Origin of the sequence: Saccharomonospora sp. CUA-673 (assembly GCF_001942305.1) — a bacterium.
GTDB lineage: Bacteria > Actinomycetota > Actinomycetes > Mycobacteriales > Pseudonocardiaceae > Prauserella.
In genome coordinates this window covers 1-22,971 of record NZ_MKKE01000052.1, presented here as the reverse complement: position 1 = coordinate 22,971, position 22,971 = coordinate 1, and the positions used below count along the sequence as shown (strand labels likewise).

20 protein-coding genes, 1 tRNA gene and 4 pseudogenes are annotated in these 22,971 nt (G+C 69.3%); 11 read left to right on the top strand and 14 right to left on the bottom strand.

The window, feature by feature from the left end; genetic code table 11:
* Positions 1–331 precede the first annotated feature (331 nt).
* A pseudogene (locus tag BJF85_RS30585) lies at positions 332–1,353 on the top strand (class I mannose-6-phosphate isomerase).
* Between the two features lie 114 nt (positions 1,354–1,467).
* Here the strand turns inward: BJF85_RS30585 and BJF85_RS27570 are convergent.
* Positions 1,468–2,436: pseudogene (locus BJF85_RS27570) on the bottom strand (MFS transporter); the annotation flags it as partial.
* A 148-nt stretch (positions 2,437–2,584) separates the two neighbouring features.
* Here BJF85_RS27570 and BJF85_RS20390 point away from each other — a divergent pair.
* Positions 2,585–3,514: a LysR family transcriptional regulator gene (locus BJF85_RS20390; protein WP_075849678.1), complete on the top strand. Its 930-nt coding sequence runs from the start codon at positions 2,585–2,587 to the stop codon at positions 3,512–3,514.
* Between the two features lie 88 nt (positions 3,515–3,602).
* On the opposite strand, the pseudogene BJF85_RS20385 reads toward BJF85_RS20390, so the two are convergent.
* A pseudogene (locus tag BJF85_RS20385) lies at positions 3,603–4,786 on the bottom strand (acetyl-CoA C-acetyltransferase).
* A 155-nt stretch (positions 4,787–4,941) separates the two neighbouring features.
* Here BJF85_RS20385 and mce point away from each other — a divergent pair.
* Positions 4,942–5,385, top strand: coding sequence for a methylmalonyl-CoA epimerase (mce, locus tag BJF85_RS20380; protein ID WP_075849677.1), 444 nt, complete (start codon positions 4,942–4,944; stop codon positions 5,383–5,385).
* A 31-nt stretch (positions 5,386–5,416) separates the two neighbouring features.
* On the opposite strand, the gene BJF85_RS20375 is transcribed toward mce, so the two are convergent.
* Complete coding sequence (locus BJF85_RS20375; protein WP_075849683.1) at positions 5,417–5,794, bottom strand: SPW repeat protein; 378 nt, start codon at positions 5,792–5,794, stop codon at positions 5,417–5,419.
* Positions 5,795–6,059: 265 nt separating this feature from the next.
* Here BJF85_RS20375 and BJF85_RS20370 point away from each other — a divergent pair, with 265 nt between their 5' ends.
* The 3 genes from BJF85_RS20370 to BJF85_RS20360 all read left to right on the top strand — a co-directional run bounded on the left by BJF85_RS20370 (position 6,060) and on the right by BJF85_RS20360 (position 8,808).
* Complete coding sequence (locus BJF85_RS20370; RefSeq protein ID WP_075849676.1) at positions 6,060–7,169, top strand: chromosome segregation protein; 1,110 nt, start codon at positions 6,060–6,062, stop codon at positions 7,167–7,169.
* Between the two features lie 80 nt (positions 7,170–7,249).
* Positions 7,250–7,699 (top strand): universal stress protein, encoded by a 450-nt coding sequence (locus BJF85_RS20365; protein WP_075849675.1) that lies wholly within the window; start codon positions 7,250–7,252, stop codon positions 7,697–7,699.
* An 8-nt stretch (positions 7,700–7,707) separates the two neighbouring features.
* A complete protein-coding gene (locus tag BJF85_RS20360; protein ID WP_075849674.1) occupies positions 7,708–8,808 on the top strand; it encodes an adenylate/guanylate cyclase domain-containing protein in 1,101 nt (366 codons plus the stop codon).
* Positions 8,809–8,823: 15 nt separating this feature from the next.
* Here BJF85_RS20360 and BJF85_RS20355 read toward each other — a convergent pair whose 3' ends face one another.
* The 4 genes from BJF85_RS20355 to BJF85_RS20340 form a co-directional block, all read right to left on the bottom strand.
* Complete coding sequence (locus BJF85_RS20355; RefSeq protein ID WP_075849682.1) at positions 8,824–10,500, bottom strand: DEAD/DEAH box helicase; 1,677 nt, start codon at positions 10,498–10,500, stop codon at positions 8,824–8,826.
* Between the two features lie 299 nt (positions 10,501–10,799).
* Complete coding sequence (locus BJF85_RS20350) at positions 10,800–12,116, bottom strand: aldehyde dehydrogenase family protein (protein WP_369822246.1); 1,317 nt, start codon at positions 12,114–12,116, stop codon at positions 10,800–10,802.
* 69 nt (positions 12,117–12,185) lie between these two features.
* Positions 12,186–12,911 (bottom strand): M50 family metallopeptidase, encoded by a 726-nt coding sequence (locus BJF85_RS20345; protein WP_187346943.1) that lies wholly within the window; start codon positions 12,909–12,911, stop codon positions 12,186–12,188.
* On the bottom strand, positions 12,887–13,936 hold the full coding sequence (locus tag BJF85_RS20340) for a DNA-3-methyladenine glycosylase (RefSeq protein WP_075849673.1): 1,050 nt from the start codon (positions 13,934–13,936) through the stop codon (positions 12,887–12,889). The genes BJF85_RS20345 and BJF85_RS20340 overlap by 25 nt, the downstream gene beginning before the upstream one ends.
* Before the next feature lie 304 nt (positions 13,937–14,240).
* Between BJF85_RS20340 and orn the strand changes: the two genes are divergently transcribed.
* Positions 14,241–14,843, top strand: a complete 603-nt coding sequence (orn, locus tag BJF85_RS20335; protein WP_075849672.1) for an oligoribonuclease — start codon at positions 14,241–14,243, stop codon at positions 14,841–14,843.
* A 98-nt stretch (positions 14,844–14,941) separates the two neighbouring features.
* Positions 14,942–15,017, top strand: a tRNA-His gene (locus BJF85_RS20330).
* On the opposite strand, the gene BJF85_RS20325 is transcribed toward BJF85_RS20330, so the two are convergent.
* From BJF85_RS20325 to BJF85_RS20305, 5 genes are all read right to left on the bottom strand, one after another.
* Positions 15,010–16,689, bottom strand: coding sequence for a recombinase family protein (locus BJF85_RS20325; protein WP_075849671.1), 1,680 nt, complete (start codon positions 16,687–16,689; stop codon positions 15,010–15,012). The genes BJF85_RS20330 and BJF85_RS20325 overlap by 8 nt on opposite strands.
* 184 nt (positions 16,690–16,873) lie before the next feature.
* On the bottom strand, positions 16,874–17,077 hold the full coding sequence (locus BJF85_RS20320) for a hypothetical protein (RefSeq protein WP_075849670.1): 204 nt from the start codon (positions 17,075–17,077) through the stop codon (positions 16,874–16,876).
* Positions 17,077–17,682 carry a hypothetical protein gene (locus tag BJF85_RS20315; protein WP_139320751.1) on the bottom strand — a complete coding sequence of 202 codons (606 nt, stop codon included), beginning with the start codon at positions 17,680–17,682 and terminating at the stop codon, positions 17,077–17,079. The genes BJF85_RS20320 and BJF85_RS20315 overlap by 1 nt, the downstream gene beginning before the upstream one ends.
* A gap of 23 nt (positions 17,683–17,705) precedes the next feature.
* Entirely contained in the window at positions 17,706–18,239 is a 534-nt protein-coding gene (locus tag BJF85_RS20310) for a hypothetical protein (RefSeq protein ID WP_083666576.1), read from the bottom strand.
* A 76-nt stretch (positions 18,240–18,315) separates the two neighbouring features.
* A complete protein-coding gene (locus tag BJF85_RS20305; RefSeq protein ID WP_075849669.1) occupies positions 18,316–19,095 on the bottom strand; it encodes a type IV secretory system conjugative DNA transfer family protein in 780 nt (259 codons plus the stop codon).
* A gap of 127 nt (positions 19,096–19,222) precedes the next feature.
* Here BJF85_RS20305 and BJF85_RS20300 point away from each other — a divergent pair.
* Positions 19,223–20,270: pseudogene (locus BJF85_RS20300) on the top strand (IS110 family transposase).
* Here BJF85_RS20300 and BJF85_RS20295 read toward each other — a convergent pair.
* Both BJF85_RS20295 and BJF85_RS20290 read right to left on the bottom strand, forming a co-directional pair.
* Entirely contained in the window at positions 20,240–20,581 is a 342-nt protein-coding gene (locus tag BJF85_RS20295; RefSeq protein WP_075849668.1) for a transposase, read from the bottom strand. The pseudogene BJF85_RS20300 and the gene BJF85_RS20295 sit on opposite strands and share 31 nt — an antisense overlap.
* 276 nt (positions 20,582–20,857) lie before the next feature.
* Entirely contained in the window at positions 20,858–21,502 is a 645-nt protein-coding gene (locus tag BJF85_RS20290) for a 4'-phosphopantetheinyl transferase (RefSeq protein ID WP_255375812.1), read from the bottom strand.
* Between the two features lie 354 nt (positions 21,503–21,856).
* Here BJF85_RS20290 and BJF85_RS20285 point away from each other — a divergent pair, with 354 nt between their 5' ends.
* Together BJF85_RS20285 and BJF85_RS31650 are read left to right on the top strand one after the other, a co-directional pair.
* Positions 21,857–22,411: a YdeI/OmpD-associated family protein gene (locus BJF85_RS20285; RefSeq protein ID WP_075849666.1), complete on the top strand. Its 555-nt coding sequence runs from the start codon at positions 21,857–21,859 to the stop codon at positions 22,409–22,411.
* 222 nt (positions 22,412–22,633) lie between these two features.
* Positions 22,634–22,885, top strand: a complete 252-nt coding sequence (locus BJF85_RS31650; RefSeq protein WP_369822247.1) for a relaxase domain-containing protein — start codon at positions 22,634–22,636, stop codon at positions 22,883–22,885.
* The last annotated feature ends 86 nt before the right edge of the window (positions 22,886–22,971 follow it).

Sequence of the window (22,971 nt, the reverse complement as noted above, 5' to 3'; positions counted from 1 at the left end):
CTGCAAGTGTGATAAACAAAAAGCGAGGTCGAGGGATGACACGGAGCCACACCGCACCCACCCCCCGTCATCCCGGAGACCAGCCCGCCGGCGAGGCACCCCACACCCCAAACCGCCAACACCACGCGCAGATTGCCAACACCACGACGCGAACTGCATACACGGCGACGTGAACTGTAAACACAGCGACGCAGAATGCTGACACGGCGACGCGAAACGCATACACGGCGACGCCAAATTCCGACACGGCGACGTGGAATGCCAACACCACACCCCCACCCCAAGTCACACCACACCCCCGCCCCAACCCACCTCGGCTACAGTGCGGGCCGTGTCGCTCGAACCGATCGTCGTGCCTGCCAATCAGCCGCCGCAGTTCTATCGGGGTGGTGCTGCCATCGCGGAGTTGCGTGGGGACGCTGCGCGGGAGTACGGCCCCGAGGACTGGGTGGGGTCGACGACGAGCCTGTTCGCGAGTGAGACGGACGGGTTGACGCGGTTGCCGGACGGGCGGTGGTTGCGGGAGGCGGTGGCGGCGGATCCGCGTGGTTGGCTGGGTGATCCGCATCTGCGGAGGTTCGGGGATTCGACGGCGTTGTTGGTGAAGTTGCTCGATGCCGGGCAGCGGCTGCCGGTGCATTTCCACCCGGACGACCGGTTCGCCCGGGCGCATTTCGACTCGCATTTCGGTAAGACCGAGGCGTGGATCGTCGTGGGCACCGGGTCCGCGGAGTCCACTGTGTACGCCGGTTTCCGGGAGACGCAGTCAGCGGCGACCGTCCGCGAGTGGGTACGGGATCAGGATGCGCCGTCGATGCTCGGGGCGCTGAACGCGGTGCCGGTGTCGGCGGGCGACACGGTGGTCATTCCGGCCGGTCTCCCCCATGCCATCGGTGCGGGCGTGTTCGTGGTCGAGCTGCAGCAGCCCACGGATTTCTCGCTCACCATGGAGTGGCGGGATTTCCTCGGCTCACCGGAGAAGGGGCATCTGGGCGTCGGTTTCGACACGGCTCTGCAGGTGCTCGACAGGTCCGGGTGGGACGCGGAACGGCTCGCCACGATCGTCCGGCACACCGGCGACCCGTACCGCGCCGAGGACTCCGCCCCGGCAACCGAGCTGCTCGCCCCGCCCGCGGACGGTTTCTTCCGCGCCGACCGGCTCCGTCCGCGCCCGCGCTGCCGCTGACCCCGTCGTTCGCGGTGCTGATCGTCGTGGACGGTTCGGGCACGCTGGCCTCCGAGACCGGAACCGTCGCCGTGAGCCGCGGCGACACGGTCGTCGTGCCCTACGGCGCGGGCACCCTCGAGCTGGCCGGCGACGTCACGGTGATCCGCTGCCGCCCACCGGCCTGATCCGGCGGCGGCCACCGCGCCGACCGCGGCCAGGGTCGCCACGATCGTCGTGGCCGTCGGCAGCGGGCCGACGAGGGTGATCAGTCCGACGAGCACGGCGGGGATCGCCGAGCCCAGGTAGAACGCGACGTGCAACGCACCGGTGATCGCGGCCTTCGACGACGTCGGCGCCGCGGTCTCGACCGCGGCCGACGCGCCGCCGTAGGCGAGCCCGTGTCCGGCGCCGGCGATCACCGCGGCCACGAGCGTCACCGTCGCCGAGCCGCCGCCGCTGGCCGCCACCAGCACCAGGCCCACGACCAGGGCGCCCAGTCCGGCCGGTTGCGCCAACCTCGGCCCCAGCCGGCGGACCGACGGTTGCGCCGCGATCGAACACACCAGCACCAGTCCCAGGATCGCGCCGGTGACGGCCGGGTCCGGCTGCCCGGACCGCTCGAGCGACAACGGGATGATCGCCAGGAACAGCCCCGCCGCCATCCATGCGACGAACCCGGTGGCCGCCGCCGACGTGAACAGGCGCCGCATCCCGTGCGGGATGCGCGGTACCGCGGGCCGCCACGCGGCCCGTATCGCGGCCGGTTCGAGCGACGACACGAGTCGCCAGCCGATCGCCAACAGTCCCAGGTGCGCCGCGAACGGCAGCGCCGTCGACTCGGGAGCGACGCGGGCGAGCAACCCGCCGACGACCGGCCCCGCGGCCGTCCCGCCGACGAACGCGATCCCGGCCAGCGCCGCCGGATGCACCCGTCGCCCGGTGTACGACGCGGTCAGCGAACTCGCCGCCGCGGTCGCGGCACCCAACGCCAGGCCCTGCGCGGCGCGGCCGGCGAACAACCATTCGGCGCCGGTGGCGAACACGAACGAGGCCGACCCGGCCGCCGCGGCCACCACCGCACCGCGCAGCACCGGCCGCGCGCCGATCGCATCGGTCGCCTGTCCGAACAGCACCAACGCCGGCGCGCTCACCACGGCGAACGTGGCGTAGACGAGCGTCATCGTCAGGTCGTCGATGCCGAAGTCCTGTTGGTACGCCGGCTGCCACGTACTCGGTAGATACGCGCCGAAGGTCAGCACCACGAGCATGTACGCGCCGGTGCCCGCGGCGGAACCGCGAATCCGGCGTCGAGCAGGGCGGGAAGGGGAGATCGTCGGCAGCACGACGTCCAGGGTGCCGACGTCGAGCCCTGAGCGGAATCAAACGATTTCGCATCCGATCGTGCAAACTTGTTGCATGATCGATGGAAAGCTCCGCGTCCTGCAGCTGGTGGCTCAACACGGCACGGTCACCGCGGCCGCGGCCGCCTCGCATTACACCCCGTCGGCCGTCTCGTACCAGCTGCGGCAGCTGTCGGAGGAACTCGGCGTCGACCTGATCGAGGCGCGCGGACGGGGCATCCAGCTCACCACCGCGGCACGCACGCTGTTGCGCCATGTCGACGTGCTCTCGGCGCAGGCCAACCGCGCGTACGCCGAGCTCGCCGCTCTGTCCGACGAGCCGAGCGGGCCGTTCACGCTCTGCGGTTTCTCCACCGCCGCAACGCATCTGCTGCCGCCGGTCGCCGCCGCCCTGCGCGACCGGCACGAGCACGTCACCGCGCGCGTGTTCGAGGCCGAACCGGTTCGGTGCTTCGAACTCCTGCTCGCCGGCGACGCCGACCTCGCGCTCGTCATCAACACCGCCGATACGCCGCCGACCGGGGACGACCGCTTCGACCAGCGTCCGCTGCTCGACGATCCGCTCGACCTGGTCGTACCGGCCGAGCACCCCTTCACCCGGCGACGTCGAGTGCGGCTCTCGGACGCCGCCGACGAGGACTGGATCGTCGGCCGGCCCGGCAGCGCCTATCACGATCTGGTGCGCACGGCCTGCAATGCGGCCGGCTTCTCCCCCAACATCGCCCACTACGCCGACGAATGGGACACCGGCGCCGCGCTCGTCGCCCACGGGTTCGGCGTCATCCTCGTGCCGCGCCTGGCTCGGCTGCACGAGGACCGACCGGTTGTGCGCGTCCCGCTGTCCGGCGATCCGGCCCCGGCGCGGCGGGTGCTCGCGGCGACCCGGCGGGGCAACGGCGCACATCCCCTCGTGACCGAGTGCCTCGAGGCGATCAACGACGTCGCCGCCCGGTTGTTGCCGACCGAGGCACCGGAACCCGCCTGACGACCGGAACAACCCGGGAACACCCCCGGATACGACTCGGCGCCGGCGGATCGCGTCGATCCGCCGCGCCGAGGAACGACTCACCGGATCAGCTGGGCACCTTGAGCAGCAGCGCGTCACCCTGACCGCCGCCGCCGCACAGTGCGGCCGCGCCGAGACCGCCGCCGCGGCGGCGCAGTTCGTGCACCAGGTGCACCGCCAGGCGGCGCCGGAGGCGCCGATCGGGTGGCCGAGCGCGATCGCGCCGCCGTTGGCGTTGACGATCTCCGGGTCCAGACCCAGCTTGTCCGTCGACACCAGACCCACCGCGGCGAACGCCTCGTTGATCTCCACGAGGTCGAGTGCGCCGGTGTCCAGGCCCGCCTTGGCCAGCGCCGCGTTGATGGCGTTGGACGGCTGCTCGTGCAGGCTCGCGTCCGGGCCTGCGACGACGCCGTGTGCGCCGATCTCGGCCAGCGGCGTGCTGCCGAGCTTCTCGGCCATGGCCGGGCTCGCGACGACCACGGCGGCGGCGCCGTCGGAGATCTGGGAGGCCGAACCGGCCGTGATCGTGCCGTCCGCGGCGAACGACGCACGCAGCTTGCCGAGGGACTCGACCGTCGTGTCCGCGCGCACGCCCTCGTCGGTGTCGAACACCACCGGGTCGCCCTTGCGCTGCGGCACCTCGACCGGCGCGATCTCGGCGGCGAACACGCCGTCGGCGATGGCCTTGGCGGCGCGCTGGTGCGAGCGGGCCGCGAACTCGTCCTGCCGCTCGCGGGTCAGGCCGTAGCGCGCGTTGTACTTCTCCGTCGAGGTGCCCATCGCGACCTGGTCGAACGCGCAGTGCAGCCCGTCGAAGGCCATGTGGTCGACCAGCGTCGTGTCCCCGTACTTGAAGCCCGAGCGGGACTTCGGCAGCAGGTGCGGCGCCTGCGTCATCGACTCCTGGCCGCCGGCCACGATCAGGTCGAACTCGCCGGCGCGGACGAGCTGGTCGGCGAGGGCGACCGCGTCGAGACCCGACAGGCAGACCTTGTTGATCGACAACGCGGGCACGTCCATCGGGATGCCGCCCGCCACGGCCGCCTGCCGCGCGGGCATCTGCCCTGCGCCTGCGGTGAGGACCTGGCCCATGATCGTGTACTGCACCTTCTCCGGTGCGACACCTGCCTGTTCGAGCGCGGCCTTGATGGCCACGCCACCGAGCTGGGCGCCCGAGAAGTCCTTCAACGAGCCGAGCAACCGACCGATCGGCGTGCGGACCGCACCCAGGATCACGGAACCGGACACTTCACTTCCTCCAAGCGTTGACGACGCTGCCCCGCGCACGCGCGCTGCGCGTCGACGATACCGGGCGTCCGCCCGGGTTCGGCCCGCCCGCGGCGTGGGCCGCGCTGTGAACAAGCGCACCCCCGGCCTCGGGGGCGGCGCCTTATCCTGCGGCTATGCAGCAGGCAACCGCGGCGTTGACGCCGTTCATCACCACCATCGACCACGTGGGCGTCGCGGTGGCCGACCTGGACGAGGCATTGGCCTTCTACGCCGAGACCTTCGGTCTCGAGGCGAGTCATGTCGAGGTGAACGAGGAGCAGGGCGTGCGCGAGGCCATGCTGCACGCTCCCGGCGACGAGGCGGGACCGGCGGTGCAGCTGCTCGCGCCGCTGAACGCCGAGTCGACGATCGCGAAGTTCCTCGACACCAAGGGTCCCGGCCTGCAGCAGCTGGCCTACCGGGTCACCGACGTCGAGGCCGCGGCCGAGGCGCTGCGCGGCAAGGGTCTGCGCATGCTGTATCCGGAGGCCAAACGCGGCACGGCAGGCAGCCGGGTCAATTTCGTGCACCCCAAGGACGCGGGCGGCGTCCTCGTGGAACTGGTGCAACCCGCCTGATCCGGCTGCCTTCCACTCGGCGGTCTACCTGTCAGTGCTGGCCCGCCATGCGGTGCGCCGCACTGGCCACCGGGACGGCCGCCGCGCCGACGAGCACGGTCAGGCCGCCGATGATCCAGGACGTCCACGCGGCGCCCATGAACGCCGTGTAGCCCATCACCCACGGCGACGCGAACGCGAGCGCGCCGAGCACCATCTGGATTCCCTCACCGACGATCAGGCCGGGCATCGCGAGCGAGACGAGCCCGTCGACGGCGATGAGGGCACCGAGCACCACCATCGTCCACATGGCGCCGGCATCGGTGCTCAGCCACAGCGGCGAGAGCACCAGCACCGCACCGAGGACCACTTCGGCCCAGTCGTGCGGCCGGGCCCACGGACGTACCGAGATCCTCGACGATCCGGTCATCGTGATCACCTCCACGAGGTAGCCCACGGCGGGCACGTCGGTGTGCCCGCGCCGGGATCGCCGGCGACACGCCGACGGTTCCCGAGTTCAGAGTGCGCCTCGCCGACCCGCCGGTCAATCGGCATTCGCGCCGGTCGGACACCCGCCGCATCCGCCCTGCACACACGGAAACGACGGCACGGCCCGTGAACCGTGTGTGAAACACCGCAAGGCCACATCTGTATACAGCGGCGCGGGCGGAACGCGTGCGGTTAGGGTGGTGCCTATGAGCCTTGGCGACGAACGGGAGCTCGTGCCGCTGGGTGCCGGCTTCGACTTCGAGAAGCGCGGATACAGCCGGGCACAGGTCGACGAACACCTGGAACGGCTGGACGCCGACCTCCGCATGCTCACGTCCGACCGGGACGCGGCGATCTCGCAGGCCGGCGACCTGGCGAAGCAGCTCGAATCGGCCCGTGTCGAGATCGACGACCTGCGCGGTCAGGTCGAGCGGCTCGCGCAGCCCCCGACGACGATCGAGGGCCTGTCCGAGCGGCTCCAGCGCATGCTGCGCCTCGCACAGGAGGAAGCCGCCGACACGCAGGCGCGTGCCGAGGCCGAGGCCGGGCACATCCGCGCGAAGGCCGAGGCCGATGCCAGCGCCATGCGCGCCCGGTACGAACAACTGCTCACCGAGCTCGCCGAGCGGCGCCGCGAGATGGAGGCCGAGCACCGGAAGGTGATCGCCGACGCCCGCGCCGAGGCCGAGTCCATCCTCACCAAGGCCAAGGACGAGCGGGACCGGCTCGACAGCGAGGCCGAGCAGCACCGCACCAAGGTCGAGGAAGACTTCGAGATCGCCATGGCCACGCGGCGCACCGAGGCGATGCGTGAACTGGCCGAGCAGGAGGCCGCCAGCAAGGCCGAGGCCGAGCGTCGCGTGCGCGAGGCCACCGAGGAGGCCACGGCGATCCGCGCCGAGGTCGCCGAGGAGCAGGCCACCGCGAAGGCCGACATCGAGCGGCGCCAGCGCGAGTCCGTCGAGGACGCCAACCGGCGCAAGCAGAACTCGATCAGCGAGGCCAACGCCCGTGTCGCGGAGGCCACCGACGAGGCCAACCGCCGGGTGCGCGAGGCGACCGACGAGGCGAACCGCCGCGTGCGGGAGGCCACCGAGATCGCCCAGCGCCGGGTCGCCGACGCCAAGGGCAAGGTCGAGGCGCTGCGCACGCTGCGGCACAAGGTCGCCGACCAGGTCGTGTCGGCCAAGTCGATGTTGGCTCAGGTGGACGCCGCGATGGAGGGCAAGCAGGCCTCCGACGGCGACCTCGCCAAGCGCAACGGGCAGAAGGCGCACGCGGGTGCCACCGCCGGATCGGAAGCAACTCGCGAGTAGGTACGTGTGGCCCCGGCTGACGGGACCCGCTACTGTTCGGCTCACCGACGCCTGCTGAGCCAGCTGGAGGACCGATAAGCATGGGCGCTTACCAGACCATCGTCGTCGGCACGGACGGCTCCGACTCGTCCTTCGCCGCCGTGGACCGCGCCGCCGCCGTGGCGGGCGATGCCGGAGCGACCGTCGTGATCGTCTGCGCCTACTACCCGCTCGGTAAGGACGAGGTGGAGCGAGCCCAGGACGAGCTCCGCGACGAGGCGTACCAGGTGGTCGGCTCCGCCCCGGCCGAGGACACCCTGCTGACCGCGCGCGACCGCGCGGCCAAGGCCGGTGCCCGCAACATCGAGACGCTCGCGATCAAGGGCCAGCCGGTGGACGTGCTGCGCAGCACCGCCCAGGAGCGGCGTGCCGATCTGCTCGTCGTCGGAAACCGGGGGCTGAACACGCTCGCCGGGCGCATCCTCGGTTCCGTGCCGTCCGAGGTCGCGCGCAAATCGGGCATCGACGTCCTTATCGTGCACACCACGTAGGAACGGGCGTGGACGAGGCGCTCGCACGCCGGCTCGAGCGGATCCTGCTCGACGGCAAGCGCAAGTACACCCGACTGCAGGTCGCCGCGCGCGCCGGCGTCGACCCGGAACGCACGAAGCGGCTGTGGCGCGCACTCGGACTGGCCACCGCTGCCGATGACGAGGTCGTGTTCACCGATGCCGACGTCGAGGCCGTCCGCATCGTCGACCGGCTGGTCAGCGCGGGACTGCTCGACGAGGAACTCGAGACGCCGGTCGCCCGCGCCGTCGGTCTGCACCTGTCCCGGCTCGCCGAGTGGCAGGCCGATCTGTTGTGGTCGCTCGTGGCCGACAACCCGAAGTTGGCCGGCGACGAGCAGCGGATCACCAAACTCGTCAAGCAGGTGCTGCCCGAGCTGGAGAACGTGCAGAACTTCGTCTGGCGGCGCCATCTCGCGGCGTACTCGGCACGGCTGCTGACGACCGTCGACGAGGAACCGGACTCTCGCAGCGAGGTCGTCGGCTTCGTCGACATGGTCGGCTACACCCGCATGACCCGGCAGGTGGACGAGGCCGAGCTGGGCGCGGTGCTGGAACGGTTCGAGACGTTGGCCTCCGACGTCATCGCCGAACGCCGCGGCCGCATCGTGAAGATGATCGGCGACGAGGTGCTGTTCGTGTGCGACGAACCGGCCCACGGCGCCGAGATCGCGCTGACCCTGGCCGAGCGGTCGGCCGAGGACGACGACCTGCCGGACGTGCGGGCCGGGATGGCCGCCGGCCGCGTCCTCGGCCGGTTCGGCGACGTGTACGGCTCGGTGGTGAACCTGGCCAGCAGGCTCACCTCGTTGGCCCGTCCGGGCACGGTGCTGGTCGACCGGGAGCTGGCCAGGGAGCTGGCGGACCTGCCCGAGTACGAGGTGCGGGCCCGGCGGACGACGACGGTGCGCGACTACAGCCGATTCCGGCCGCTGGTGCTCCGCCGCCGCGCCCGCGAGCCCAGCCGGATGCAGAGCGGCCAACAACTGGCGGCAGAACTGTTGGGGCTGAGCAAACCGGCCGCCGAGGAGGCCCCGACGGCCGGTACGGCCGATGATGCGGCGTCGCCGCCCGAGGACCGGACCGACTGACGCCGCCGCGTCGCACTACTTGTTCTGGTAGCGCTCGCGGCGCACGGTGGCCTTGCGGCCCTTGATGCTCGTGCCCTTCAACGCGGCGATCACGTCGTCGGCGGCGCCGGAGGGCACGTCGACGAGCGAGAACCGGTCGGCGATGTCGATCGCCCCGATGTCGCGGCCGCGCAGCCTCGACTCCCCCGCGATCGCGCCGACCAGGTCCTGCGGCCGCACGCCCGAGGTGCGGCCGACACCGACGAACAGGCGGGTCATGCCCGGGCCGACGGCCCGTCCGCCCTTGCCGCCGCGGCCACCGGGACCGCCCGGCGCGCCGTCGCGCTTGCCACCGCGCTTGCCGTCGGCCGGCGGCCACGCCTTCACCTCGGGGATCTCTTCCTCCTCGGTGACCGTGCCCGCCGCCTCGTGGGCGAGTTTGACGGCCGCGAGCGCGATCTCCACGACGTCGTACTCGTCGGCGAGGGGTTCGACGACCGACCGGAACCGGTCGAGGTCGGCGGTGTCCTGCAGGGCCTCGGTGAGCGAGGCGCGGGTCTGCTCGAGCCGCTGGGCGCGCAGGTCCGCGATCGTCGGCAGCTTCTTCACCGCGATCTTGTGCCCGGTGACCCGCTCGATGGTCTTGAGCATCCGGTGCTCGCGGGGTTCGGCGAGGGTGATCGCCGTGCCTTCGCGGCCGGCCCGGCCGACGCGGCCGATGCGGTGCGTGTAGGACTCGGGGGCGCTCGGCACGTTGTAGTTGACGACGTGCGTGAGCTGGTCGATGTCGAGCCCGCGGGCGGCGACGTCGGTGGCGACGACCAGGTCGGCGCTCGACCCGCGCAGCCGCTCGACGACGCGGTCGCGCTGCAGCTGGTTCATGCCGCCGTGCAGCGGCTCGGCACGGTAGCCCCGGCCGTTGAGGGTCTCGGTGAGCGAGTCGACCTCGTCGCGGGTGCGGCAGAACACGATCGCCGCAGCCGGCGATTCGACATCCAGCACCCGGCCGAGCGCTGCGGGCTTGTGGCCGCGCGGCACGACGTAGGCCGTCTGCGTGATCGGCGACTCGGCACCGTCCGACGTGCGCTCCCGGCCGACCGAGATGCGCGCGGGGTCGGTGAGGTAGCGCTTGATCAGACCGTTGATCCGCGGCGGCATCGTCGCCGAGAACAGCATGGTCTGCCGCTCCTCGGGCATCTCGGCGAAGATCGCCTCGATGTCCTCGGCGAAGCCCATGTCGAGCATCTCGTCGGCCTCGTCGAGCACGACCATGCCGAGCTCGCTGAGTGACAGCGTGCCGCGGGACAGGTGGTCCAGAGCGCGGCCGGGCGTCGCGATGACGACGTCCACGCCGCGTTCGAGCGCCTTGAGCTGACGGCCGATCGGCTGACCGCCGTAGATGGGCAGCACACGCGTGCCGAGTTCGGTGCCGTAGCGGTGCATGGCCTCCGACACCTGGACGGCCAGCTCCCGGGTCGGCGTGAGGACGAGCGCCTTCGGATTGTCGCCCTTGCCGTGGCCGGTGATGCGCGTGAGGATCGGCAGCGCGAACGCGGCCGTCTTGCCGGTGCCGGTGGCGGCCTGGCCGACGAGGTCGCGGCCCGCGAGGACCGGCGGGATCGCCTCACGCTGGATAGGCGTGGGCTCCTCGTAGCCGAGCGCCGACAGCGCGCCGAGCAGCTCGGGCCGCAGGTCGAGGTCGGCGAACGTCACGTGCGTCTCGGCGTCGGCCTCATCGGTGTCGGCAGCGGCCTCGTCGGCGCTGCCGGTCGCGGGCGCCTCGTCGGTGTCGGTGCCGGGCTCGTCGTTGCCGGCCTCGTCGGCCTCGGGGGCAACGGTGGCGTCAGCCGGGTCGCCGGCGTCGATCGTGTCGTCGTCGGGCGTGCCGCCGGTGGCGGTGTCATTCACTGTGGTGGACCTTCCTGATCCGGGGAGTGTGCGGCGACATCACGGCCGTGACATCCCCGACAGGGGTAACCACCGGCCGCATCCGGGCGGCGGTGGGACGTGCGTCATCGCGACGCCGGCAGCACCGCGTACTGACGGACGTACAGGTCGGTGTAGGTGACCGGGCCGCGCGGACCGGGGACGCGGTCCAGGTTGATGCCGGTCTCGGGGACGCCGAGCAGTTTGAAACCGTCGAGCAGACGGGTCGGCGCGTTCCAGAATACGCCGGTGCCCTGGTAGGCGTCGAAGAACGCCTCCGCGGCGGCGGCGTCCTCGGTGGCGATGCCGGCGGCCAGGCCGGAGGTCTGCTCGTTGGCGACGGCGGCAGCCTCGGCGAGGCCGTCGACGGTCGCCACGGTGACGGTGGCCTCGCGGTCGGAGTCCAGCGCCCACTCGTAGCCGATGGCGTGCTCGTGCGGCGCCAGCGACGGGGTCACCTCGCGGGCGGCGAGGGCCTCCTCGATGACGGGCCACAGCTGCTGGTGCACCGCGGAGTGCACCAGCAGCAGGTTCAGCCGGTTGCAGACGCCGAGGCGGTCGAGGCTGCCGCGCACGAGCGTGGCGACCGTGTCGGGGTCGGCGGCCTCGTCGACGTAGAGGACGCCGCCGCCGTCGGCGTGGGCGAGCGTGCGCACGCCGTGCGTGGCGCCCTCGGTGGCCAGCGCCCGCGTGCTGTCCCCGCTGCCGCGCAGGATGACCAGCGGCACCAGGTTCGGCAGGCGGACGAGCGCGGCGGCCGCCTCCCGTTCGCTGCGGGGCACGAGCTGCACCACGGCGGGGTCGATCCCGGCCTCGGCCAGTGCGGGCGCGACGACGACCTCGACCAGTCGCTGGGCGGAGCCCAGCGCGGCGCCGCCGGTGCGCAGCACGCCCGCGTTGCGGGACTTCACCAGCTGCGAGGCGACGTCGACGGTCACGTTGGGCCGCGCCTCGTAGTTGGCGCCGATGACGCCCACCGGCCTGCGCCGCTCGACCAGCTTCAGTCCACCGTCGAGAGTGGACACATCGAGGGTGCGCTCCTGGTGGGGTGCACCGGCGAGGAGGCGGAGCTGGTCGGCCATGCCGGTCAGTCGCTCGTCGGTGATGGTGAGCCGATCGAGCAGGCCGGCGCTCATGCCCTCGGCGGTGGAGCGCTCGACGTCGGCCCGGTTGGCGGCGAGGAGTTCGTCACGGTGGGCCAACAGCCGGTCGGCCATGGCGGTCAGGGCGGCGTCGATCGCGGTGTCCGGCGCGGTCGCCAGCGACGGGGCGGCGTGCTTCGCCGCACGCGCGCACTCTTCGACAGCTTGGCGACCTCGTCCGTCACAGCCAGAGCCCTTTCCCTGCTCGGGCGGACGCTTTCGGCCCGCCTGTCCCACCACCGCCGGCGCGGGCGGTGTCAACCTCCCAGTGTGCCGCACGGCCCGACGCGCTCCGACGCCCGGTCCCGCGCCCGGACCAGCTCAGAGGCGTTACAGGGGGCCGCCGATGGCGGGGTCGATCAGCAGCATCCCGCCGACCACGGCGCATCCGACGATCAGGACTCCCATCACGAGCAGCCAGATGCCGGCCGGCAGTGCGGTCAGCCGCGCCAGCTGGTCGATGTCGGAGTCGCGGGCCTGGCCGCGGCGGCGTTTGGTCTGCAGTTCGCCGAGCGGCCGGACCGAGCCGAGCACCAGGAACCACGTCACCAGGTACACGAACACCGCCTGCACGCCGGGCGGCGCCGTCCAGGCGACCGCGGCCAGCACGCCGGCCACGAGCAGGACGGTGAACACGCCGTAGGCGTTGCGGACCATCACCAGCACACCCAGCAGCAGCACCGCCGTGATCACGAGGACCGCGGACAGGTGTTCGCCCCAGACCAGCCACGAGAAGAGCAGGCCGAGCAGCGCCGGCGCGGGGTATCCGGCCAGGGCCGTCAGCACCATGCCGGGACCGTCGGGGCGCCCGCGCGAGACGGTCACGCCGGAGGTGTCGGAGTGCAGCCGGATGCCCTGCAGCCTCCTGCCGACGAGCAGGGCCGCCAGGGCGTGCCCGGCCTCGTGCACGATCGTCAGCACCCCGCGGACGAATCGCCACGGAACGGACGAGACCACCACGATCAACGCGGCGATGCCGCTGAGCACGATGATGGTGCCCGCGGTGGTGGTGTCGAGCGAGAAAGCCTGCGTCAAGTCGTCGATGCCGTCCTGCACGGCGATACCTCACCACAACGGGTGTCAACCCCCGGTGTCAGCCCCCACCACCGCTCGCCACGGGGCAGTGCCACGCGCAGCAGGAAGCTCGCCCAGCTGCGATACGGCGCCCAGCCCTCGGCGGCCTGCTCGGCCGGTTCGCGGTAGACGTCCTCGACCAGCCGCACGAGATGCCGGTCGTGTGCGGGGAAGACGTCCGGGTGGCCCGCGCCGCGGGCGAGGACCAGTTCGGCGGAGTACGGACCGATGCCGGGCAGTTGCCGCAGCAGCCGGAGCGCGTCGGCGGCTTCCATGGCCCGGAGTGCGGTGGCGTCCAGCAGGCCGGATTCGGCGGCCTCGGCGACCACCGCGAGCCGCCGCCGTTTCTCGGCCGACATGCGCGTGGCCGCGCTGACGGCACGCAGTTCGCCGGGCGGCGGCAGCACGGCGCGTTCGCGCCCGGCGACCCACACGGTGCGGCCGTGGCGTGCCGTGAGCCGGGTGAACACGCGCACGGCCTGCGCGGTGTTCAGGCCCTGGCAGACGATCGCCCAGCATGCGGCCTCGTACGGCGATCCGAACAGCACGGGCCGGCGTCCCGGGGCCTCGCGGAGCAGCAGGCGCAGCCAGGGGTCCAGGTCGGCCACCTGCGCGAAGGCGGCGTGGTCGGCGTCGAGCGACAGGATGCGGCGCGCCTGAGCGACGACCCGGTCGAGCCCGTCGACCGGTCCGGACGCCCGGAACTCGACCATCGCCTGCGACCGTCTGCGCACGCGCAGGCCGACCGGTTCCCAGGTGTCGTCGAGCAGGAACGCCGGCCACAGCTCGTCGGGTTCGGGCGAGCTGCCCGTCGCGACCGGGTTGACCACCCCGGCCGTCCTGCCCGAGGCGGTCAGGTCGAACGTGCGGCCGGAGACCGGTTCCAGCCGTCTTGCCTCGGCGTCCGGTCTCGGCGTGATTCCCAGCAGGGTGCCGCCCACGGGCATGCTTCCCGGGGGCGTGACCGACTCCGCAGGTGCGGGGTCGATCCACTCGATCCGTGTCATGCGTGCCTCCCTCGTCGTTCCTCGTCGGTCGCGCACCGGCGGCGGACAGGTGCGGCCGGTGCTCATTCGAACGCTAGAGCGACACGCGAGGGGCCGGGAGCGGCAATCCTGGGGCCGACGACGTTTTCCCAGGAGCGGTGTCGCGAGTGGTGCCATCGCTTCGCTTCCGGGCGTCGCGAATGGACCGTTCGCACCGGCCGTCAACCCGCCTGCGGCCGGTTGACGAGGTACCCGGGTGGACGCATCGAGGGACGAACCGGGCCTGTGAAGGACTCACGACGGCCCGGCGCGTTAGTGTGACCCGGTGACTGATCGTCTAGTCTGGATCGACTGTGAAATGACCGGCCTCGATCTCGCGAAGGATGCGTTGATCGAGATCGCCGTTCTCATCACCGATGCCGAGCTCAACGTCCTCGACGAGGGTCTCGACCTCGTCATCCACGCCGACGACGACGCGCTGGCCGACATGCCGGACGTCGTGCGGGAGATGCACGCCAAGTCGGGGCTGACCGACGAGGTCCGCCGCTCGACCATCGCCCTGGCCGACGCGGAGCAGCAGGTGCTCGAGCACATCAAGCAGCACGTGCCCGATGCCCGCACCGCGCCGCTGGCCGGCAACTCCATCGGCACCGACCGCGGGTTCATCGCGCGCGACATGCCGGAGCTCGACGCGCACCTGCACTACCGCATGGTGGACGTGTCGTCGGTCAAGGAGCTCGTGCGCCGCTGGTACCCGCGGGTGTACTACTCGAAGCCCGAGAAGGGGTTGGCGCACCGCGCGCTGGCCGACATCAAGGAGTCCATCGCGGAGCTGCGCTACTACCGCAGCACCGCGTTCGTGCCGCACCCCGGCCCGACCAGCGACGAAGCGAAGGCCGCCGCGGAGCGCACCGTCGCGCAGGATTGACCTGCCCGCGCGCGGGCCGCGGCAGACGGCCCTGCGCGCACGGCGCCGAGCCGCGTGCGCTACGCTATGTCGGCCGAGGCGCTGAGGCGGCTCGCATGGTGGGTGTAGCTCAGCTGGTAGAGCATCGCGTTGTGGTCGCGAGGGCCGCGGGTTCGAGTCCCGTCACTCACCCCAAATGTGCGAGGTGTGAACCCTTGACCGAAGAACCGCCTTCGGTTGGGGTTCGCACCTCGTTCTCGTTGCGGGCGTTCTCTACCCAGGTCAGGGCATCGGCCTGGACCTCGCGGCTGGTCAGCGCATCGAACGGGCGGGCGTAGCCGACCCTCACGTCTCCGTCTTCTTCGATGTAGATCTTGGTGAAGAACGCCTGGTTGCACAGCCTGCGGTTCGCGTCATCGCAGCGGGCGTAGATGTCGGCGGCCTGCTCCAGCAGGTTCAGTGAGTCGTCCAGGTTGTTGCGGGCATCGGCGTACTCGTCGTGGTGAGCCTCGATTCGGTTCTTGATGGTCTCCAGCCCGGCACTGATCCGGTTCTGCTCCTTCTTCAGCAACTCCAGTGGGATCGCTCCGGCGTAGTGTGCCTGGAGCAGCTTGCCCTGTTCGTCCTCCAACCGGGCCCGCTCCTTGGTCAGGTCGGCCAAGGCGTCGGACTCCGAGGCCATGAGCTCATCGAACTGACTGTGCAGACGCTCGGCGACAGCCTGCCGGGTTGTGGCGCTGATCTGCACGGTCTCGTAGTGGCGCTCGACCAGCCGCTCGACCTCTTCAATGAGCATTGCCTGCCGGGTGCAATCACCACGGCCCGAGTGCTTGTTGGCACAGACGAAGTACGGGTAGACGTTGCCGTGCCGGTTCTTGGAGTTGCACACCAGCAGCCGTGACCCACACTGGCCGCAGAACACGGTGCCCTTCAAGTAGTGGTCATGCACCTGAGAAGCATCAGCCGCGCTGCGGTGGGTCCGCAAGACCGTCTGCACCTGATACCAGACCTCCGGCGGCACCAGGGGCTGGTGCGTGCCCTTATATGTCACGCCCTGGTATCGGACATTGCCCTTGTAGTACGGGTTGGTCAGCATTCGATGGATCGAGGACTTCCCAATCGGACGCGAGGGGCGACGAGGAGTCGCAGGCGTGCGCAGGCCGCGAGCGGTGAGCTCGGCGTGGAGCTGGTTGGTGGTCCACTCTCCGGAGGCGTAGACCATGAACGCCCACGCCACCAGCTTGGCCCGCTCAGGATCGATCTCCACCGTGCGAACCTCGCGGCCGTTCTCATCGCGGACACCGACGTTGCGATACCCCAGCGGTGCTTTGCCGATCGTGCCGCCTCGGGAGACCTTCTGCGTCAGACCCTTCAGCGTCTCCGTGGCGAGGTTGCGGGAGTAGAACTCCGCAATCGTGGACATGATCCCGTGCAACAGCATCCCCGAAGGAGTCTCGTCGATGTTCTCCGTCGCCGAAACCAGCATCACCCCCGCATCCCGCAGAGCCAAGTGAATCGTGACGTCATCAGCGCGGTTACGTGCCAACCGGTCGACCTTATGGACGATGCAGTAGTTCACCTGGTGAGTGGCGACGTACTTCATCATCTTCATCAGCTCGGGCCGGTCGGCTCTGCGTGCAGATTCCCCGGCGTCCACGAACTCGGCCACGATCGTGGCACCCATCTGCTCGGCCTTGCGCTGGTTCGCTTCTCGCTGGGCAGGGATTGAGTACCCCTCGTCGCTGCCGTCCTTCTCGGCCTGCTCCTTGGTCGAGACCCGCAGGTACGACACTGCGACCGCTGCTCCGGGCGTGTTCGGCAAGACCAGGCTATTCAGGGCAGACGCTTCATCGTCAACGGTCGTCATGGCTCTTCTCCTACAGTCGGTGATCCTGACTCCCGACAGGAGAAGATGACTGCGGATGTTGAGTGTTGAAGATGAGCCCGGTAGGGCCGTTAGGACGAGACCATGACGGTCAAGTAGTAGATTCCCCCACCCGAGGGTGAGGTTCAGGATCACAACACCCGCCTCCTGGCGGGTTGCTCCCATTCTACGACGAAGTGGTCACCTCGGTGGGAGAAGCGCGCCGCTCCGTCGACGGCTGCTCCTGCGAAGTGCGCGACTGGCGCAGAGACAAGCGGATCAGCAGTTCAGTGAGCTTCTGATAGTCAGGTGGGTCGTGCAGCTCAGCGCGGACCGACAGTTCCCGGTCTTCCTGGCGGCGCCGGTTGGTCTTCTTCACGTACTTGCCCATCAGGTTCTCACCTCCCCGGTGACGGGGTCGGCGCCGGCGTAGAAGGCATCCTCGGCCTCACGGCGGGCGGCTACTTGTTCGGCGACGTAGGTGACGAAGTCGTGGTCACGGTCGGCGACGAACACGTCCTCTACCGGGTCGGCGGGGCCTTCACCGGGCCAGCTGGTCTGCCGGGTTGGTCGGTCGCGGTCCAGGCGGGTGCCGGAAGCGGCCACCCATTCGCGCAACCGTTGGCGGGCGTCAGCGAAGTCGCGGTGCCAACCAAACGGTGCGGAACCGTCTTGTTCGGGGTGATAGGCACACAGCCAGTGCAGGTGCAGAGCGGAGAGCTCCCACCGTAGTTCGTCGTGGCGATGCCAGAACGGCGGGATCACCGATGCGGGCAGCCCGTAGGTGCGGCGCAGGGTCTCCACCCACCGGTTCAGGGCGTACCACTCGGCTTCGAGCTCATCGGCACGCAGCAGGTGCCAGTTCACCGGATGCGGCGGGGCACTCTCGTCGTCCTGACCGGGAAAGTCCTCACCGGGATACTCGATGTCCTCGTCAACCAAGTCCTGCTCAACGGCGGGTGAGGTGTCTGGGGTCTCGGAGGTGGTGTCGTTCATGATGATGTGTCTCCTTCCCGGTCTCAGAGGCCCATGGCCGGTGGCTGCCGGTCCTGACGCTGCTCAGGGGCGGCGAAGGCTGAGCCCTCACGGTCAGCGGCATGCTCCCGTCCAGTGGCCTCGTGTGCGGGGGTCTCGTGTTCTGGGGCTTCGCGGCGTGGGGTGCGATCGACCTCGTAGCGGGTGTAGGCCATGTCGTGACCGGCGGCGGTGGCCACGAAGCGCTGCTTGATCTCGCCGGTGCGCTTGGAGAGGTAGTCCTCCATGCGTCCTTCGGCGATGAAGTAGTCGTTCTTCTGCAACTCCTTATACGCCCGCACGGCAGGGCCTTTGAAGGCCACCAGGTCGTGATAGCTATTCGGCAGGCGGGTGTAGGTGCCATCGGGCTCGGGGTGCCAGTGCCGCTGCTCGACCTTGGCGTAGAACTTCGCGTGGCCCTTCTTCGTGGTGCTCAGCTGCGGGTCGGACTTGATGCGGCCCTTGAAGGACTCACGCACATCGGCCTCAGGCACCGACTCTGGTTCGGGGGTTTGCTGGGGGTGTTCGTTCTCGGCCATCGGTCTGCTCCTGTCTGCCCGGAGCCACCAGCAAGAAGGTGGCTGTGCCAGCCAGGTGCACTCGCCTCATCCGCCTCTACGAGCGCGGGTCTCGCCGTTGCAGCAGGGTCTCGACCTCACCCCGGTCAGTCTTCAGCTGGGAAGCATCGGACCTATCGGGCCAGGCCCGCATGTCGGTGACAATCGGTGGGGCTGCTCGCAGCAGGGTGACCGCGGTGCCAAAGGGGAGGGTGCGCAGCCGGTCCGGCGGGAAGATCGCCACACGGCGGACGGAGCGCTGGTTCTGGCGGGTGCCATGATCGCCCAAGGTCACGCTGTCGGTGTACTCGTCCCGTTCACCGATCAACGTGGACAGGTCCTGGAGGTCTTTGGAGTTCGAGGCTCCGCCGAGGATGATCTTCACGATGGAGGCGTCCCATATCGCGGAGGCCTGGTTCTCTGACCACTTCTCGCGGGCCTGAGCCAGGGATTGCAGGACGGGCAGGGTGGTGATGCCGGTGCCGCCTCCCTCGGCCATCAGGGTCGGCAATGACGGGAGAGGTGCGAGGTTGCCGATCTCATCCAGGGCCAGCAGCATCGGCGGATCGAGTCTTGCGCCGGCTGAGCGGGCGGCGATCCGCCGGGCAGTTTCCACCAGATCTTCCACCAACGCCGCGACTAGCGCGGCGGAGTTGCCGGCCCCAGCACCGGTGGCCAGCAGGAACAAGGTGCCACGTTCTTGGATGAAGGTCTCGGGATCGAAGGACTCACCGGGGCCGGGACTGACCGCATCCAACACCCGCGGGTCAGCCAACGCCGACAAAGCCAGGGACACGCCTTGCCAGATGGAGTCACGGGTGCGCGGGTCGGCACAGATGTCCTGATGAGAAGCATGTCCACCGCCCGAGGAGCAGCGCGATTCGGGTGATGTGACCCGTTACAGATTTGTCTCTGAGCACCCCACGGGCCGAGCGGTTGTTATCCGTGATGTTGCAAGGAGAAATATGACCCGCGTTTCAGACCTGTTCGACCACGTCGTCGCGTGGACACCCACGCCAAGACCAACACGTTCGCACTGCTGGAGGCTCGAACCGGCGCGGTTATCGCGACGGCCGTGTTTCCGACCAGCACAGCTGGTAATCGACGAGCCGCTCGGTGGGTGCTGCGCAACAGCGACAGCTCCGTCCTCGCGGCGATCGAAGGCACCTCGTCCTACGGCGCGAGCATCACCGCTGCGCTGCAGACCGACGGAATCGACATCATCGAAGTCCGGCCGCTGAGTCACGCCAGTCGGTCCCATACCGGCAAGAACGACGCGATCGACGCCGAGGCCGCCGCCCGCCACGTGCTGGGACAAGATTTCGACCGCCTCGCCCGGCCCCGCAACGCTGGACGACGATCGGCGCTGCGGATCCTGCTGTCGTCTCGGTCCATCATTGACCAGCAGCGAACAGCGAACCGCAACGCGCTGACAGCGTTGGTGCGCACCAACGACCTCGGTGTTGATGCTCGCCGGCCGCTGACCGACGATCAGATCCGAACGATCGCAATGTGGCGCCTCAGAACAACCGACTCCATCGACGCCGTCACCGTCGCCCGCGGCGAGGCTCGCCGCCTGGCACGGGCGATTCTCGAACAATCCGCCCTGCTGGCCGAAAACCACCGCCAACTGCGCGGTCTCGCCGAGGAAATCGCTCCCGGGCTGCAAAGTATCCAGGGCGTCGGACCAGTCACCGCCGCGATCATCATCTGCGCCTACTCACACCACGGACGCGTTCGATCCGAGTCCGCCTTCGCTGCGCTGGCCGGCGTTGCACCGCTGCCAGCGTCATCGGGCAACACGACTCGCCACCGACTTTCCCGTACTGGCGATCGCCAGCTCAACCGCGCGTTCGAAGTCATCGTCCGAACACGCGTCACCTGCGACCACAACACCAAGCCTACGTCGCCCGCCGCAAGGCCGAAGGTATGAGCACCCGCGACATCCGACGCTGCCTCAAGCGCTACGTCTGCCGCTCGATCTACCGCGAAGTCCGAACCTGTCTAACTTGACTCGAAGCATAGAAGCGTCCTTTTGACGGCAGATTAGCCTGCCAGAGATAGGCCGCGGCCCGGCGCAGCACGAGGTTCTCCTGTTCCAGCAGCCGGTTACGCCGGCGCAGCTCAGCCAGCTCGTCCTTCTGATCCGTGGTGCGGCCTTCGCGTTCACCGGCATCGGTGGCGTCTTGGCGCAGCCAGTTCGTCAAGGTGGCGTAGCTGATCCCGAAATCAGAAGCGATCTGCTTCAGGCTCACACCAGCCTCGCGGTTCTTCGCGACCGTGACGACATCGTCGCGGAACTCCTCCGGGTACTTTCCTGCCATAGGGACATCCTCTCCTGCCCAGCACCAGCGGTGCTAAACATCAGATGTCACCTATCCCTGCACCAGCCCCATGTTCCCCGACCCTGCAGAAGCACGAGACCACGCACTTCCCCTCGCACAGCTGGATGCTGAGGGACCCCAGCGTCTGCTGGAACTGCGTCCGCGCGAGCTCTGGATTCTCGATCTCGACAGGTGGCACATGGACGGAGTCTCGGCACGGCGACCTGTCGACATCGAAGCCGTTGAAGACGTCCTTGCACCACCTTCAACAAACGCTCAACACTCCTTGCCAGCCTGAAGAGGCATGACGACCGCGGTCAGCAGACGTCTCCCGCTGATGCCCCACCGTCCCTCGATTACATCGATGCCAAAGTCTGATCGCGGGTCCACATCCGGGTGCAACCGGCCGGTGAACGTCGCAGTGACTGGATCGATGCTCAGCGTGCATTCCTCGAAGCCCAGCCAGTGCCCAGTCAAGGGGAACCACGCCTTGAAAATTGACTCCTTAGCACTGAACAACAAGCGATCCCACGCAATATCCGGCCACGACGAAGCAAGCGATGCCAGCGCTAGACGTTCAGGGGCATCTGCTGCCAAGGCCAACGCCTCTGTGGACAGACCTATGTTGGGCTCCACGTCGATGCCCAGCGATCGATACTGGGACTTCAGCGCCACCGCAGCTGCACGCAGATCCGCGCCGTGAGTCAAGCTTCCTACGACGGCCCTCGGCCATACCGGCTCGCGAGTGGCCCCGACCGGTATCGGACACGGAGGAAAGCCAAGCTGCCGGAGCGCTCGACGCGCGCACTCACGGGTGGTGATGAACTCAGCTCGTCGCTCTGGAACTGCCTCGGCGACGTAAATAGCCTCCTCCTGCCAGGTGTCAACATCGCAGACATCCCCCACTGTCTGTTCGACCATCACAGGCGAAGGCAGCAGATCGACGAATCCGCGGCAGTGCCACACACGTCCATTCTTGCTCATAACTATCGCTCCCGACCTGATCAACCGACACGATTCCAGATCCCGATCGAAGCCATGCCAGCTGCAGTTACAGGCGGACCGCATCCGCCTCGTCCTCAAGATGGTTGTCCATCTATCGAATCAAGAGAGCCCCCGTGCCAGCTCCAAACGACACCGCATGCGGAATCTCTCGGCCCAGTTCCTTCCTGCGCAACCTCGTACTGCATCCCGGGGCTGCCGTGTACCCCAGTCAGCCATTGCCGAGTACTCTGATATCACGATGAGATCACCTCCACGACGAGGAGAGGCACCATGTCCGCGACGACGAAGGACAAGCAGAGGTCAGCGACCCCTGCGATCACGGGACGAGGCAGGATCGAGGCGATCGGAGACCGCCTGATCATGCGGCTTCCCGCGCAGGCCAGCCTCGAGCTCCCCTCCCGCGGCCAGGTGGCGGTCGAGGCCATGGTGGACGGACACGCCTTCACCGCTGTCCTCGAGCCCGACGGCCGGAAAGGCCACTGGCTCGCCGTGGGCGAGCCTCTCGGAGCGACGGCCGGCGAGGTCCTCGAGTTCCGGGTCCGGGTCGCCGCCGCGTGGCCCGAGCCCGAGGTCCCCGAGGACCTCCGAGACGCGCTCGACGCCGCTCCGGAGACCTCCGGCCCTTGGCAGGACATCACACCGATGGCCAGGTGGGAGTGGGTCCGCTGGATCGCGGCGACGAGGAGTCCCCAGACCCGCGCCCGCAGGGTCGCGGTCACCGTCTCGAAGCTCTCTGCCGGCAAACGCCGGCCGTGCTGCTTCGACCTCTCCTCCTGCACCGATCCGGAAGTCGCGAGGAGCGGCAAGCTCGTCGAGACCGGCTGAGCGCGTAACCCTCCCAGGCCCCGCGCTCGGGCCTCGCGCTCAGGCCTCGCGCCGAGGACGCAGTCGACGGCCATGCCAGGGTCTGGGTCTCCGTCGCCAGGATCGACTCCTCGTCAGGTAGGGCCCTCTCGATCCCGAACCCGTTGAGCACGGTGAGCAGGAACCTCGCCGGTTCGTCTCGTTCGTCCGCACCTACTGGGCGTGACGGTTTCGATCAGGGTGATGACAGCTGGGCAGGGGTATCGGTACTTGCTGAACAGTGTTGTGGTCGGTGACGGTGATCGTGATGCTGTGACCGCGCTGACCCGGTACTACGAGCAGGCCGGCACGCCTCCTGGGCGGTGGTACGGTTCCGGCCTGTCTGGCCTGAGAGAACCTCTCGAAGCAGGTAGCGAAGTCCGCGAGGAACAGCTCAAACGGCTTCTGGGTCATGGGCAAGACCCCGTCACAGGTGAGAACAGGAGCAATGCTTGAAACCTGTGGATGGCCGGGAGGGCGTACCTTCCCGGTGACCGGATGAAGGTTCCAAGCATGGCCGACGCGCCAACGTCGGCCGGGAA